Source organism: Pseudomonas sp. DWP3-1-3b3 (assembly GCF_049896305.1).
Classification (GTDB): domain Bacteria; phylum Pseudomonadota; class Gammaproteobacteria; order Pseudomonadales; family Pseudomonadaceae; genus Aquipseudomonas; species Aquipseudomonas azotoformans_A.
The window spans coordinates 650417-666004 of the sequence record NZ_JAFCUA010000002.1 but is presented as its reverse complement, the minus strand read 5'-3'; the positions used below and the strand labels follow the sequence as shown (position 1 = coordinate 666004).

General features: G+C 58.7%; 11 protein-coding genes. 5 read left to right on the top strand and 6 right to left on the bottom strand.

Annotation, left to right across the window (positions count from 1 at the left end):
* Positions 1 to 74 precede the first annotated feature (74 nt).
* From glyQ to ACP7BX_RS09410, 4 genes are all read left to right on the top strand, one after another.
* Positions 75 to 1028, top strand: coding sequence for a glycine--tRNA ligase subunit alpha (gene glyQ / locus ACP7BX_RS09425; RefSeq protein ID WP_003187265.1), 954 nt, complete (start codon positions 75 to 77; stop codon positions 1026 to 1028).
* Positions 1025 to 3079, top strand: a complete 2055-nt coding sequence (gene glyS, locus ACP7BX_RS09420) for a glycine--tRNA ligase subunit beta (protein ID WP_033900472.1) — start codon at positions 1025 to 1027, stop codon at positions 3077 to 3079. The genes glyQ and glyS overlap by 4 nt, the downstream gene beginning before the upstream one ends.
* 2 nt (positions 3080 to 3081) lie before the next feature.
* Entirely contained in the window at positions 3082 to 3618 is a 537-nt protein-coding gene (gene gmhB / locus ACP7BX_RS09415; RefSeq protein WP_012721458.1) for a D-glycero-beta-D-manno-heptose 1,7-bisphosphate 7-phosphatase, read from the top strand.
* Positions 3619 to 3700: 82 nt separating this feature from the next.
* Positions 3701 to 4471: a lysophospholipid acyltransferase family protein gene (locus tag ACP7BX_RS09410; RefSeq protein ID WP_426126942.1), complete on the top strand. Its 771-nt coding sequence runs from the start codon at positions 3701 to 3703 to the stop codon at positions 4469 to 4471.
* 181 nt (positions 4472 to 4652) lie between these two features.
* Here ACP7BX_RS09410 and ACP7BX_RS09405 read toward each other — a convergent pair whose 3' ends face one another.
* Both ACP7BX_RS09405 and ACP7BX_RS09400 read right to left on the bottom strand, forming a co-directional pair.
* Positions 4653 to 6932 (bottom strand): CHASE2 domain-containing protein, encoded by a 2280-nt coding sequence (locus tag ACP7BX_RS09405; RefSeq protein ID WP_426126944.1) that lies wholly within the window; start codon positions 6930 to 6932, stop codon positions 4653 to 4655.
* Between the two features lie 3 nt (positions 6933 to 6935).
* The gene (locus ACP7BX_RS09400) at positions 6936 to 7853 is read right to left on the bottom strand and encodes a FecR family protein (RefSeq protein WP_426126946.1); all 918 of its coding nucleotides are present in this window, start codon (positions 7851 to 7853) and stop codon (positions 6936 to 6938) included.
* A 253-nt stretch (positions 7854 to 8106) separates the two neighbouring features.
* Here ACP7BX_RS09400 and ACP7BX_RS09395 point away from each other — a divergent pair, with 253 nt between their 5' ends.
* A complete protein-coding gene (locus tag ACP7BX_RS09395; RefSeq protein ID WP_038847382.1) occupies positions 8107 to 8829 on the top strand; it encodes a response regulator transcription factor in 723 nt (240 codons plus the stop codon).
* 106 nt (positions 8830 to 8935) lie between these two features.
* Here the strand turns inward: ACP7BX_RS09395 and gyrB are convergent, their stop codons facing one another.
* Genes gyrB through dnaA form a run of 4 tightly spaced genes read right to left on the bottom strand, consistent with a single transcriptional unit; the run spans position 8936 to position 15141 of the window.
* Positions 8936 to 11353, bottom strand: a complete 2418-nt coding sequence (gene gyrB / locus ACP7BX_RS09390) for a DNA topoisomerase (ATP-hydrolyzing) subunit B (RefSeq protein ID WP_017528682.1) — start codon at positions 11351 to 11353, stop codon at positions 8936 to 8938.
* A 4-nt stretch (positions 11354 to 11357) separates the two neighbouring features.
* Positions 11358 to 12461 carry a DNA replication/repair protein RecF gene (gene recF / locus ACP7BX_RS09385; RefSeq protein WP_426126949.1) on the bottom strand — a complete coding sequence of 368 codons (1104 nt, stop codon included), beginning with the start codon at positions 12459 to 12461 and terminating at the stop codon, positions 11358 to 11360.
* A 20-nt stretch (positions 12462 to 12481) separates the two neighbouring features.
* Positions 12482 to 13585 (bottom strand): DNA polymerase III subunit beta, encoded by a 1104-nt coding sequence (dnaN, locus tag ACP7BX_RS09380; protein WP_016970682.1) that lies wholly within the window; start codon positions 13583 to 13585, stop codon positions 12482 to 12484.
* A 38-nt stretch (positions 13586 to 13623) separates the two neighbouring features.
* Positions 13624 to 15141 (bottom strand): chromosomal replication initiator protein DnaA, encoded by a 1518-nt coding sequence (gene dnaA, locus ACP7BX_RS09375; RefSeq protein WP_426126952.1) that lies wholly within the window; start codon positions 15139 to 15141, stop codon positions 13624 to 13626.
* Positions 15142 to 15588: the final 447 nt, after the last annotated feature.

Sequence of the window (15588 nt, the reverse complement as noted above, 5' to 3'; positions counted from 1 at the left end):
CAGGGGATGGTGGCGCGGCCGAATCGGGTATACTCCCGCTCTTTAAATCGCAGCCCAAGTAACAGGTGAATTTCGTGAGCCAGCCTACGCCAGCCGTGCGTACCTTCCAAGACTTGATCCTCGCCCTCCAGCAATACTGGGCCGAGCAAGGTTGTGTGGTACTTCAGCCCTACGATATGGAAGTAGGCGCCGGCACTTTCCACACCGCTACATTCCTGCGGGCCATTGGCCCGGAAACCTGGAACGCCGCTTATGTGCAGCCCAGTCGTCGCCCGACTGACGGCCGCTACGGCGAAAACCCGAACCGTCTGCAGCACTACTACCAGTTCCAGGTGGTACTGAAGCCGAACCCGGACAACTTCCAGGAACTGTACCTGGGCTCGCTCAAGCACGTGGGCCTGGACCCACTGGTCCACGATATCCGTTTTGTCGAAGACAACTGGGAATCGCCGACCCTGGGCGCCTGGGGCCTGGGCTGGGAAGTCTGGCTCAACGGCATGGAAGTGACGCAGTTCACCTACTTCCAGCAAGCGGGCGGCATCGAGTGCTACCCGGTGACCGGCGAAATCACCTACGGCCTGGAACGCCTGGCCATGTACCTGCAAGGCGTGGACTCGGTCTACGACCTGGTGTGGGCTGACGGCCCGTTCGGCAAAGTCACCTACGGCGACGTGTTCCACCAGAACGAGGTGGAGCAATCCACTTACAACTTCGAACACGCCAACGTCGACAAACTGTTCGAACTGTTCGACTTCTATGAAAGCGAAGCCAAGCGCCTGATCGAGCTCGACCAGCCGCTGCCGTTGCCAAGCTATGAAATGGTGTTGAAGGCCTCCCATACCTTCAACCTGCTGGATGCCCGCCGTGCCATCTCGGTCACCGCGCGCCAGCAATACATCCTGCGTGTACGCACCCTGGCGCGTTCCGTCGCCCAAGCCTACCTGCTGGCTCGCGCCAAGCTGGGCTTCCCGATGGCAACCCCGGACCTGCGTGATGAAGTGTTGGCTAAGCTGGAGGCTGCACAATGAGTGCTCAAGATTTCCTGGTTGAACTGGGCACCGAAGAGCTGCCACCCAAGGCCCTGAACACCCTGGCCGACGCGTTCCTGGCCGGTATCGAAAAAGGCCTGCAGACCGCCGGTCTTAAATTCGCCGCGAAGAAAGTCTACGCCGCGCCACGTCGCCTGGCCGTGTTGCTGACCGCGCTGGAAACCCAGCAGCCGGACCGCAGCATCAACCTCGACGGCCCACCGCGCCAGGCGGCTTTCGATGCCGAAGGCAACCCGACTCAGGCCGCCCTTGGTTTTGCCAAGAAGTGCGGCGTGGAGCTGAGCGAGATCGACCAGAGCGGCCCGAAACTGCGCTTCAGCCAGGTCATCACCGGCAAGCCGACCGCCAGCCTGTTGCCGACCATTGTTGAAGATTCGTTGAACGACCTGCCGATCCCGAAGCGCATGCGCTGGGGCGCTCGCAAGGAAGAGTTCGTACGTCCGACCCAGTGGCTGGTGATGCTGCTCGGTGACCAAGTCATCGATTGCACCCTCCTTGCCCAGAAAGCCGGTCGTGATTCACGTGGTCACCGCTTCCATCACCCTGAAGCTGTACGCATCACCTCGCCGGCCAACTACGCCGCCGACCTGCGTGCCGCCTACGTGCTGGCCGACGCCAACGAGCGTCGCGAGCTGATCAGCAAGCGTACCGAAGAGCTGGCCCGCCTGCAGGAAGGCACCGCCATCGTGCCGCCAAGCCTGCTCGACGAAGTGACCGCGCTGGTTGAATGGCCGGTGCCGCTGGTGTGCTCGTTCGAAGAGCGCTTCCTCGACGTGCCGCAAGAAGCACTGATCACCACCATGCAGGACAACCAGAAGTATTTCTGCCTGCTGGACGTGGACGGCAAGTTGTTGCCGCGCTTCATCACCGTGGCCAATATCGAAAGCAAGGACCCGCAGCAGATCATCGCCGGTAACGAAAAAGTCGTTCGCCCGCGCCTGACTGACGCCGAGTTCTTTTTCAAGCAAGACAAGAAGCAGAAGCTGGAAGACTTCAACCTGCGCCTGCAGAACGTGGTGTTCCAGGAAAAACTCGGCAGCGTCTACGACAAGGCCGTGCGCGTTTCCAAGCTGGCCGCCTACATTGCGCCACGCATTGGTGGCGATTCCGCCTGGGCTGCGCGTGCAGGCCTGCTGTCCAAGTGCGACCTTGCCACCGAGATGGTCGGCGAGTTCCCGGAGATGCAAGGCGTTGCTGGCTACTACTACGCCCTCAACGACGGCGAGCCGGACGATGTGGCCCTGGCCCTGAACGAGCAGTACATGCCGCGCGGTGCCGGTGCTGAACTGCCAAGCACCTTGACCGGCGCTGCGGTGGCCATCGCCGACAAGCTGGATACCCTTGTGGGTATCTTCGGTATCGGCATGCTGCCAACCGGCAGCAAAGACCCGTATGCCCTGCGCCGTGCGGCCCTGGGCGTGCTGCGTATCCTGATCGACAAGAAGCTCGACCTCGACCTGACCCAGGCCGTGGTGTTTGCCGTCGGCCAGTTCGGTGCCAAGGTCAAGCAAGCCGGCCTGGCCGAGCAAGTGCTGGAGTTCGTGTTCGACCGCCTGCGCGCGCGCTACGAAGACGAAGGCGTGGACGTGTCGGTGTACCTGGCGGTACGTGCCCTGCAACCGGGTTCGGCGCTGGACTTTGACCAGCGCGTACAAGCCGTGCAGGCCTTCCGCAAACTGCCGGAAGCCGACGCCCTGGCCGCTGTGAACAAACGTGTGTCGAACCTGCTGAGCAAGGCCGAAGGCCTGGGCAATGCTGACGTCGACCCAGGCCTGTTTGCCGACGCCAAGGAGTTCTCGCTGAACTCGGCCATCGCCAAAGCGGAGACAGCAGTGAAACCGCTGATCGCCGAGCGCAACTACGCCGAAGCGCTCGCGCGCCTGGCCACCTTGCGTGACCCGGTGGATGCGTTCTTCGAAGCCGTGATGATCAATGCCGACGATGCCGGCGTACGCAAAAACCGCTACGCCATGCTGGCGCGCCTGCGCGGTCTGTTCGTCAACATTGCTGACATTTCGACGCTGAGCTGACCATGTTGAAACTGCTGATTCTCGATCGGGACGGGGTGATTAATTACGACTCCGACGCTTACATCAAGTCGGTGGCGGAATGGATTCCACTGCCCGGCTCGATCGAGGCCATCGCGCAGTTGAGCAAAGCCGGCTGGACGGTGGCCATCGCCACCAACCAGTCCGGCATCGCCCGAGGCTACTACGACATCGCCACCCTGGACGCCATGCACGCGCGCTTGCGCACGTTGGTGGCCGAGCAGGGCGGTGAGGTGGGGTTGGTGGTGTACTGCCCCCACGGGCCGGATGAGGGCTGCGATTGCCGCAAACCCAAGCCTGGCATGTTGAAAACCATTGCAGAACATTACAAGGTGCCGTTAGCTGGGATATGGTTCGTCGGGGACAGCCTCGGTGACCTGGAGGCGGCCAAAGCCGTCGACTCTCAGCCAGTTTTGGTTAAGACCGGAAAAGGCGAAAAGACCCAGGCGAAAAACCTGCCGGTAGGCACCTTGATTTTTGACGATCTGGCGGCCGTTGCCGCAGAACTTATCAACAACTAGCCACCCTCGACTTCCTGAACAAGGATTGCTCGGGAGTGCGCTTTTAGCAGGCGGGCCGCGTCCCGCAACGGTAAATGCCGCCATGTCGATTTTGCAGGCCATCAGAACCTTTTTCTTTTACCTGCTGCTGGGCACCAGTTCGTTCCTCTGGTGCACCCTGAGCTTTTTTATTGCGCCCTTTTTGCCATTCAAGGCGCGCTATCGCTTTATCAACGTCTATTGGTGCCGCTGCGCGCTGTGGCTGTCCAAGGTGTTCCTGAACATCCGATTCGAGGTCAAGGGCGCGGAAAACGTCCCGGACCAGCCATGCGTGATTCTGTCGAACCACCAGAGCACCTGGGAAACGTTCTTCCTGTCGGCGTACTTCTCGCCGTTGAGCCAGGTACTCAAGCGCGAGCTGTTGTACGTGCCGTTCTTCGGCTGGGCCATGGCCATGCTGCGTCCGATCGCCATCGACCGTGACAACCCCAAGGCCGCGCTCAAGCATGTGGCCAAGAAAGGCGATGAGCTGCTCAAGGACGGTGTTTGGGTGCTGATCTTCCCCGAAGGCACTCGTGTGCCCTACGGCACAGTAGGCAAGTTCTCACGCGGCGGTACGGCTTTGGCGGTCAATGCACATCTGCCGGTGCTGCCGATTGCGCATAACGCCGGCAAGTTCTGGCCAAAGACCGGCTGGGCTAAACGCGAAGGCACTATCACTGTGGTGATCGGCGAACCGATGTACGCCGAAGGTGAAGGACCTCGTGCCATCGCTGCGCTGAATGACCGCGCCCAGGCGTGGAACGAAGCCCAGCAACGGGCCATGGGGTCGCTGCCACCGGAGCCGGTTGTAGTCGACACGCCGGTGATCTGAGCACCTGTGGATAACCTGTGTACGGTTTGTTGGCGAATCGCCTTTTTTGTCTTTTAAGAGGCTGATTTACTTACATATTTCTCAAGCTCATAAAATCACGGAAAAGGTGCATAAGTTTTTTCCGCATAAAAAAACCGGTCCTTGTGACCGGTTTTTTATACACAGCAGCAAAGTACGTTTTTCAGTCTTCCAGCAGCGGCAGTTGAAGGCTGAATGTGGTGCCTTTGCCCACCACGCTTTCGCAACTGATGCGTCCGCCATGACGCTCTACCACGGCCTTGACCATGGTCAGTCCCAATCCCAGGCCTTCGCTGCCTTGGGACGAATCGAAGCGGCGGTATTGGCTGAACAGCTCCGGCAGGTCCTGTGCGGCAATCCCAGGGCCCTGGTCGCTGATACGACATTCCAACCAGCCTTCCGCGCTACTGTGCCTCAACCTCACGGTCGTCCCGGAAGGCGAATACTTGATGGCGTTCTCCAGCACGTTGAACAACGCGCGGGTTAGCAATGATTGGTCAGCCGACACCATGCCTTCATCGGCCTCGTCCAAGTCGTGAACCAGATGAATCCCTTTGAGCTGGGCGATCAGCGCCACTTGGTCAAAGGCATCCATGACCAACATGGCGAACAGCGTCGGTTGGAACTGGTAACCATCAGCCTCGGCTTTCGCCAGTTGCACGAAGGATTCGGTGAGACCCAAGGCACGGCGAACCTGTTGTTCGATCTGGGCAAACACCGGGGACTCGCCGTTATGCACATCCAGCAGCGCAAGGATCGCTGAATGGGGTGCGCGCAGGTCGTGAGAGAGGAACCGCAACATGGTCTCGCGGTGTTGCTGGGCTTCGCGCTCCTTGCTCAGATCCGTCAGGCTCAGCAGCCAACCAAGGGCGACATCGCCTTCAGCTGGCAGCAAGGGCGCAAGCTCCATGCGCAGGCTGCGTTGGTGGATGTCCCGGAACTCCACAAGCTCCAGCGCCGACAGGGCGGGGCGCACGCCATTGTGCAGCGGTGGGTAGCCCAAGTCCGCCAGCTGCTCCAACAGGTTTTCGTTGACCAGATCATTGCCGAACACTTGCCGAGAGATGCGGTTGGCCAGCAGGATATTGCCCTTGGGATCGGTAATCAGGGTTGCCACCGGCAGGCACTCCAGGCCATCGGCCATAAAGCGCCGTGTGTCGCGTGTGCGGCTTACGGCCTGTTCCAGGGCAAAGATACGTGCCTGCAACACATCGCCTTTGCTGGCAGGTGCACGGCGGCGTTCGGGCAGGACTTTGGGTTCGTTGTCCAGGCGTGCCAGTTCCCAGCCGAAATAGGCGAGGATCACACTGAGGCGGCGCCAGTTCCAGATCAGGTAACTGAGCAGCAAACCAATCAGACAGGCCGCAGGCGACCACCAATGCCCCAGACGCAACAGGGCCAGGGAACCGAGTAATGCGGCGCCCATGCAGCCCAGGGTCATCCACAGCGCATAGCGCGGGCGATAGAGCAGCAGGCCCAATAACAACGCCACCAATGAGGTCGCCATCAAGGCCGCAAGCCAGCCTGGCAGATCAACGATGCTGCGGCCTTGCAGCAAGCCATTCAGCACGTTGGCCTGGATCTCCACACCTGCCGTGGTGCCCACCGTCGAAGACACAGGTGTGACGAAACGATCGCCCATACCGGAGGCTGTCGACCCCACCAGGATCAGGCGACCACGCAGTTGCTCGGGAGCCACTTCACCGCGCAATACGCTGGCGTAGGACACGCTGGGAAAATGCGTATGAGGGGCAATAAACGGGATGCGAATAGCATGCTCCCGATGCCAGTGCTGAGTGAGCGATTGCAGAGGCTCGCCCGGCATTTCAGACAACTCTCCACTCATCTCGTAGGCCAGCCACGCCAGTTGCGGTGCCGTGGCATCGGGCGGGCCTTCACGCAGGTAGAGGCTGCGGACCACGCCATCGCTGTCTGCTTCAACGTTGATGTGGCCCACGCCTTTGGCGCATTTGAGCAGGGGCATCATCTGCGTGTCCGGTTGGCTGTAGTTCGCAGCACCTTCACGCACAAGGGGTAGCAAGACATTGCCAGCGTTGCAGACCGATTCGGCCAGGCGTTTGTCATTGGCGGGGTCACCGGGCTCACTGAAGATCACATCAAACAGAATGCCCGCCGGTTGCGCGGCACTCAGGCGATCAATCAGGTCGGCGTGCAGGCTGCGTGGCCAAGGCCATCGGCCGAGCTTCTTAAGGCTGGAATCATCGATCGTCACCAGCAGGATACGTGGGTCGACGGGTAGTGGTGCGAGGCGACGCAGGCTGTCGTATAACGGATTGTTCAAGGCCAGGCCCGGGCTCAGCGACAGGTAGGCGGTGATGGGCAACAACAGTAAACCAATCCACAACCACTCGCGCACCAGGCCGTGGAACAGGCGCTGGGCATGGGTGGGTTGACGTTTCTCGGCCTTGCCCCAGAGCATCATTGGTCAACGTACCTGGGCAGTGGGCGGGTAGTAGAAGATGTCATAGCCCCCGGTTTCTCCCTCCAGGCCGTTTTCGTCGTAAGCCGACAAGCGCACGTGATAGAACGAGGCTTTGAGCCCAGTGAAGCTCATTTTCGGCGTGCTGGAAAAGTTTTCCTGCTTGATGTTCATAAAGGCTTTGTCAGTGGCGACCTGTGCACGGTAGCGCCGGGCGCCGGGCAATGGCCGAAGGTATAAGCTCCAGACCGGCGCGTCGCCTTTCTGGCCGTCTTGGCCGATGAGCTTCGGTGCGGCCAGCAGTTCTACGGGATTGAGGTCGCCCTGTTTCTTGAAGAGCAGGCCTTGGCGTGCATCCACTTTGATCTCGCCTGTCCGATCCCGGTTGGCGGCGACTTGACCGTCCAACACCTCCAACAACGATCGCTCAGCGTCATTGCGCACTCGAAAGTGCGTACCTCGCACACCCAGCACACCGACCGGCGTCACGATCTGGAAGCGATCATGATCACTGGCACGCTTGATCACATACGCCTCGGCCTGACCTTGTTCGAGTACCACTTGGGGAATCGACAGCTTCTTCTCCAAGTGGAGCCGCACCTGGGAATCAGAGGGCAACACCACGCGGGATCCATCACCCAGCAACAGGCTGACAAACGCCGACGCCGAGGTCTTCACACCTTCCTGTTCATCAATAGACATGCCTTCGAGCAGGGGAGTCGTCTTGCCCTGGGTATCGAGCTTCCAGGCTTCACCGGTGAGATGCTGGACTACGGCAGGCAGAGGCTGGACCCGGCACAAAAAGTCATCGTCGATGTATGGCGCACGAACCTTTGTAGCAGCGCCCGCCGAGCCCACCATCATGATCAACAAAGAGGGAAGGGCGCAGCGCAGGCAATTAGGAGAAAGAAACATGGCGCTCATACAAGTCAGGGTTCCAGAGGGCAACAGACATCAGCGCACAGGAGTTTACGGCAGCGCATGCGTCGGCTGATCCTTTTCCTTAGGGTCAGGAGCCGGTATCTTTCCCACATTGGTATCGAGGACTTTCAATGGGTTAACCGCTCATTGATCCCAGCGTATAGAGAGATCCGAGGGGTCGATGAATCTGCGCACAATTCTTCAGATTCAAAACCGGCCGACGGCTGTCGCACTCTTCAAATGAAAGGACCCACCCATGCGTGTCGCAATACTGGATGACGAGCCCGCTGAACTGCGCCGGGTGGAACAGACACTGCGACAAATCCCCAGCACCGCCGAACAGCCCTGGTCCCTGCATTGCTTCGAACGCGGTGAAGACCTGTTACGCCAACTGCGCCGGGAAACCTTCGACCTGCTGATACTCGACTGGCAATTGCCGGACATCACCGGCATCGCTTTGCTGCGCTGGACCCGCGAACACATGGAGTCGCCACCTGCGGTCATTATGCTCACCAGCCGCGATGCCGAGAGCGACATTGTCACCGCGCTCAACAGCGGCGCGGACGATTACGTCAGCAAACCTTTCCGCCCCAACGAATTAAAAGCACGGGTCACTGCCGTTCTGCGTCGGCATGGCCTGCAGAAGTCTGCCACCCATGAAGTGCAGAGCTTTAATGACCTGACCTTTGATGACGCCGAATTGACGGTGACCCGCGCAGGCAAACCCATCAACCTCACGGAACGTGAATATCGTCTGGCCAGTTGTCTGTTCGCTAACTTGGCCCGACCACTGTCTCGTGAGTACCTCTACGAACGGTTCTGGACCCATGAGGAAATGGTGTCGTCACGACCGCTGGATACGCATATCTACCGGCTACGAAACAAGCTGGGGCTGACGGCGGATCGGGGTTGGCAGTTGCTGACGATCTATGGGTATGGGTATCGATTGGAGAGTGTGGCGGCAGCCTCTCAAGGCTGATTACGCTGATGTTCCACGTGGAGCATTTTCAAATTCGCTGATTTTCACCCAATAAAAAAGGCCAACGCTAAGCGTTGGCCTTTTTAGTTTGGCAGGCTTACCGGGATCAGAAGTCCAGGTTGGAAACCGCCAGGGCATTGCTTTCGATGAAGTCACGACGAGGTTCGACCGCATCACCCATCAGGGTGTTGAAGATCTGGTCCGCGCCAATGGCGTCTTCGATGGTCACGCGCAGCATGCGACGCTGGGCTGGGTCCATGGTGGTTTCCCACAGTTGATCCGGGTTCATTTCACCCAGGCCTTTGTATCGCTGGATGGTATGGCGCTTGGTGCTTTCCGCCATCAGCCAGTCGAGGGCTTCCTTGAATTCCTTGACCTGCTTCTTGCGTTCGCCACGCTGAATATAAGCGCCGTCGTCCAACAGGGTGCTCAATTGAGCGCCCAAGGTAACCACGGTCTTGTAGTCATTGCTGCCGAAGAAATCGCGGTTGAAGGTGACGTAGTTCGACAGGCCGTGGGAGATCAGTTCGACCTCTGGCAACCACACGTTACGTTCACGGTCTTCACGCAGGCTGGCTTTGTACACCAGGCCAGACTTCTCGACAGTACGCAGGCGCACTTCGTACTGAGCCAGCCAATCCTGCATCGCTGCGTGATCGCCCAGTTGCTCCAGGCTGACGGCCGGCAGGTAGATGAAGTGCTCGGTCAACTCCTGAGGGTACAGGCGCGACAGACGCTTGAGGGTCTTCATCACCATGCGGAAGTCGTTTACCAGACGTTCCAGCGACTCACCGGAAATGCCCGGTGCTTCGTCATTCAAGTGCAAGCTGGCATCTTCAAGGGCTGACTGCGTCATGTACTCTTCCATGGCGTCGTCGTCTTTGATGTATTGCTCTTGCTTGCCCTTTTTCACTTTGTACAACGGCGGCTGAGCGATGTAGATGTAGCCACGCTCGATCAGCTCCGGCAACTGACGGAAGAAGAAGGTCAGCAGCAGGGTACGGATGTGCGAACCGTCGACGTCAGCATCGGTCATGATGATGATGTTGTGGTAGCGCAGCTTGTCGATGTTGTACTCGTCGCGGCCGATACCGCAGCCCAACGCCGTGATCAAGGTGCCGACTTCCTGGGAGGAAATCATCTTGTCGAAGCGGGCCTTCTCGACGTTGAGGATCTTACCCTTCAACGGCAGGATGGCCTGGGTGCGACGGTTACGACCCTGCTTGGCGGAACCGCCAGCAGAGTCACCTTCCACCAGATACAGTTCGGAGAGGGCAGGGTCCTTCTCCTGGCAGTCAGCCAGTTTGCCTGGCAAGCCGGCGATATCCAGCGCACCTTTACGGCGAGTCATCTCGCGGGCTTTACGCGCGGCTTCACGGGCACGGGCAGCGTCGATCATCTTGCCGACGACCAGCTTGGCTTCGTTCGGGTTCTCCAGCAGGAAGTCGGAGAAGTACTTGCCCATCTCCTGTTCCACGGCGGTCTTCACTTCGGAAGACACCAGCTTGTCTTTGGTCTGGGAGCTGAACTTCGGATCCGGCACTTTTACCGAGATGATCGCGGTCAGACCTTCACGCGCATCGTCACCGGTGGTGGCGACTTTGTGCTTCTTGGCCAAGCCTTCGGCTTCGATGTAGGTGTTCAAGTTACGCGTCAGTGCGGAACGGAAACCCACCAAGTGAGTACCACCGTCGCGCTGAGGAATGTTGTTGGTGAAACACAACAGGTTCTCGTTGAAGCTGTCGTTCCACTGCAGGGCGATTTCCACGCCGATGCCGTCTTCACGCTGGATGTTGAAGTGGAACACCTGGTTGACCGCAGTCTTGTTGGTGTTCAGGTATTCAACGAACGCACGCAGGCCGCCTTCGTACTTGAACAGCTCTTCCTTGCCGCTGCGTTCGTCCTTGAGGACGATACCGACACCGGAGTTGAGGAAGGACAGTTCACGAATCCGCTTGGCCAGGATGTCCCAGCTGAAGTGGATATTCTTGAAGGTTTCAGCCGATGGCTTGAAGTGGATCTGCGTACCGGTGGTTTCGCTGTCACCGACGATTTTCATCGGTTCTTGTGGAACACCGTGGACGTAGGTCTGCTCCCAGATCTTGCCGCTGCGGCGAACTGTCAAGATCAGCTCTTCGGACAGTGCGTTCACCACAGACACACCTACACCGTGCAAACCACCGGAGACTTTGTAGGAGTTGTCATCGAACTTACCGCCGGCGTGGAGCACGGTCATGATGACCTCTGCCGCCGAAACGCCTTCTTCTTTGTGTACGTCTACCGGAATGCCGCGACCGTTGTCGCGCACGGTAATCGACTCATCCGGGTGGATGATGATGCTGATGTCGTCGCAGTGACCGGCCAGAGCTTCGTCGATGGAGTTGTCGACCACCTCGAACACCATGTGGTGCAGACCGCTACCGTCATCAGTGTCGCCAATGTACATACCGGGACGTTTGCGTACGGCATCCAAACCTTTCAGCACTTTAATGCTGGTCGAGTCGTACGTGTTTTCTTCGCTCATGCCTTCACTCCCGATGGTCGTGGGTCTGGGTGATACGGCCTTGTTCCACGTGGAACAAAGCGACTGGCGTTTCCGTCTGCCAGCCTTCCCTCAATAATTCGTGGTCTACACAGGTGATAAACACCTGGCAGCGTAATTCTTCCAACAAGCGGCATAGCGCGCGGCGGTGTTGCTCGTCGAGTTCCGACGGCAAGTCATCCACCAGATAAATACATTGTCCGCGTCGGGCCTGGCTAACCAGGTGGCCCTGGGCGATACGCAGCGCACACACCACCAACTTCTGCTGACCACGGGACAAGATCTCCGCGGCATTATGAGCGCCTAATCTAAGACGCAAATCAGCCCGTTGGGGTCCGGCCTGGGTATGGCCAATTTGCTGATCCCGCTGCAAGGATGTCGCGAGCACTGCACTCAGCTCACGTTCTTTATCCCAACCACGGTAATAACTCAGCGTCAGCCCCTCGAGATCCAACAACTCACTCAAGGTCTGCTCAAAGACTGGTTTCAAGGCTTTGATATAGGCACGGCGGTATTCATCAATTTCGTCGCTGGCCAGGCACAGTTCCCGGTCCCAGGCCGCTTGCGAAGCGGCGTCAAGTGTACCATGCCGCAGCCATGAGTTCCGCTGCCGCAGGGCCTTCTGCAGGCGCTGCCAAGTGGCCATGAAACGCGGTTCCACGTGGAACACTCCCCAATCGAGGAACTGCCTGCGGATTTTTGGTGCACCTTCCAACAGACGGAAACTGTCGGGGTTGATCAATTGCAGCGGCAGGATCTCTGCCAACTGCGCAGCACTGCGCGCGTTTTGCCCGTCAATGCGAATCTGGAATTCTCCGCCGCGATCACGGGATATCCCCAGGCTGCTGTGCCCACCTTCAGCGAGTTCGACCTGGCCAAACACGGTGCACGCCAATTGCTCGTACTGAATCACCGGTAACAAGCGAGCGCTGCGAAAGGAACGAGCGAGCCCCAGCAGGTGAATGGCTTCCAGCACGCTGGTTTTGCCACTGCCGTTGGCGCCGTGGAGGATATTGATGCGGGGAGAGGGGGAGAAGGTCACCGGGTGCAGATTGCGCACCGCGGTGACCGAGACGCGACTGAGGGACATCTAGCTTCTGCTGAGCATGATTACAGGCGCATCGGCATGACAACATACGCCGAGTCGTCGTTGTCGGATTCCTGTACCAGGGCGCTGCTGTTGGAGTCCGACAGAATCAGGCGAACCTGTTCGGTGGTCATCACACCCAGTACGTCCAGCAGGTAGCTCACGTTGAAGCCGATTTCCAGAGAGCCGCCGTTGTAGTCGACGCCCACTTCTTCTTCCGCTTCTTCCTGCTCCGGGTTGTTCGCCTGGATTTTCAGCTGACCGTTGGCCAGTTGCAGACGGATGCCACGGTACTTCTCGTTGGACAGAATTGCGGTACGGCTGAACGCTTCACGCAGCGCCTGACGATCACCCAGTACCAGCTTGTCGCCACCTTTAGGCAGCACGCGCTCGTAATCCGGGAACTTGCCGTCAACCAGCTTGGAGGTGAAGGTGAACTCGCCGGTGGTCGCACGAATATGGTGTTGACCCAACACGATGCTGACGTTGCCTTCCGGCTCGGTGAGCAGACGCGCCAATTCAAGGATACCTTTGCGCGGTACGATCACCTGGTGACGGTCCGGCTGACCGATATCGGCGCGCATCGAGCACATGGCCAGACGGTGACCGTCGGTCGCCACGGCGCGGATGATGCCTTCCGACACCTCCAGCAGCATGCCGTTGAGGTAGTAACGCACGTCCTGCTGAGCCATGGCGAAGCTGGTGCGCTCGATCAAACGACGCAGTTTGCTCTGCTCCAGGCTGCAGGTCAGCGAGCCAGGGCCTTCTTCCACAGTCGGGAAATCATTGGCCGGCAAAGTGGACAAGGTAAAGCGGCTGCGACCGGCCTTGACCACCAACTTCGCGTCATCAACCTTGATGTCGATCAGCGCGTCGTTCGGCAGGCTTTTGCAGATGTCCATCAGCTTGCGCGCCGGGACGGTGATCTCGCCGGGTTCGGCGGGCTCTTCCAGCTGCACACGACCGACCAGCTCGACTTCCAGGTCAGTACCGGTCAAGGACAATTGCTGGCCTTCGACTACCAGCAATACGTTGGAAAGCACCGGCAAGGTCTGTCGGCGCTCGACGACGCCTGCGACCAGTTGCAGGGGTTTCAACAGGGCTTCGCGTTGAATGGTGAAATGCATGGTCTAGTCCCTTGCCTTAATAAGCTGCGCTGGTGTCATCAAGTGGTCAGTGTACGCAGCAGGTTCTTGTAGTCCTCGCGAATATCCGCGTCGGATTCCTTAAGTTCATTGATCTTGCGGCACGCATGCAAGACCGTGGTGTGGTCGCGTCCGCCAAACACATCACCGATTTCCGGCAGGCTGTGGTTGGTCAGCTCCTTGGAGAGCGCCATGGCCACCTGACGGGGACGTGCCACCGAGCGCGACCGGCGCTTGGACAGCAGGTCGGAAATCTTGATCTTGTAGTACTCGGCCACGGTGCGCTGGATGTTATCCACACTCACCAGTTTGTCCTGCAGCGCCAACAAGTCCTTCAGGGATTCACGAATCAGCTCGATGGTGATGTCGCGGCCCATGAAGTGAGAGTGCGCGATGACCCGCTTGAGCGCGCCTTCCAACTCCCGCACGTTGGAGCGGATGCGTTGAGCGATGAAGAACGCCGCATCGTGGGGCAGATCGACTTTAGCCTGGTCGGCCTTTTTCATCAGGATCGCGACGCGGGTTTCCAGCTCCGGCGGCTCTACCGCAACGGTCAGACCCCAACCGAAGCGAGATTTCAGACGTTCTTCCAGGCCTTCGATTTCTTTCGGGTAACGGTCACTGGTCAAGATGACCTGTTGGCCACCTTCGAGCAGGGCGTTAAAGGTGTGGAAGAACTCTTCCTGGGAGCGTTCTTTGCGGGCAAAGAATTGAATGTCATCGATCAGCAACGCATCAACCGAGCGGTAGAACCGCTTGAACTCGTTGATGGCGTTGAGCTGCAAGGCCTTGACCATGTCGGCCACGAAGCGCTCCGAGTGCAGGTACACGACCTTGGCATTCGGGTTCTTCTTTAATAGGTGGTTACCCACAGCGTGCATCAAGTGGGTCTTACCCAAGCCAACACCGCCATAAAGGAAGAGCGGGTTGTAACCGTGCTTGGGGTTGTCAGCAACCTGCCAGGCGGCTGCGCGAGCCAGTTGGTTGGATTTACCTTCGACGAAGTTCTCGAAGGTAAAGGTGCGGTTCAGGTAGCTGGTGTGCTTGAGCGCGCCTTCGACCTGCACGGTGCGCTGTTCGGCGCGGACCGGGGCCTGTTGGGAGGCAGCACCTGCCATCGGGTCAAAGCTGTCGCGGGACGGCTCTTCATTCTCTGCTGCATTTTTCTGCGCAGAGGATTTGGAGGGCGCTGGTGCAGGCGTCGGCGCGCTGACAGCAGGTGCTGCTGCCGCCTGGGCTTGCGACGCAGCCGCGGCCAATGGCGCATTCGGCGCAGCGCGAGGCGCCGAGCTACGTTTGCTGCCTATTAATAAGGAGAGAACAGGCGCGAGGCCGTTGCCATGTTCATCGAGCAGTTCGAGAACGCGGCTCAGGTACTTCTCGTTGACCCAGTCGAGAACAAAACGATTGGGCGCGTAGACACGCAACTCGTCGCCTTCGGCTTCGACCTGTAGCGGACGGATCCAGGTGTTGAATTGCTGGGCAGGCAGCTCTTCGCGCAAAATCTCCACGCACTGCTGCCAAAGTTCCACTGACACGGATATCCCCTAAGTTGAAAGCCGGTGAGGCAAAAACAGCCGCCATTGTAGCGGCGAGCCGCCCACTTATCCACATGTAGGTTGATCAGAGGCCAGCCAAAATCAACGTGTTAACGGTGATAAATGCGACCAATGGTCTGTGCATAAGCTCTGTGGATAAGCGCCCTTGAGGTCGTTGTACAAGTGGGGGCGAAAGTCTGTGGGTAACTGGCCTGTGGATAACAACCCATTCCACCCACAGCTTATCCGACAGCGCAGCACAGGCAGAGCACCGTTTCTCCCCTGTGTTGTCATTCTCTGTACATCACGTGGAATATGGCCTAAAGGCAGTTATCCACAGATAATTGGCTGCCTAGCTTTTATAAGCTTTACAGAAAAGCTTTAAATAACTTCCTTCTTTATTTTTATATCTATGCCCTGACCTGAGAAAGCCGAGCGGACAGAAAA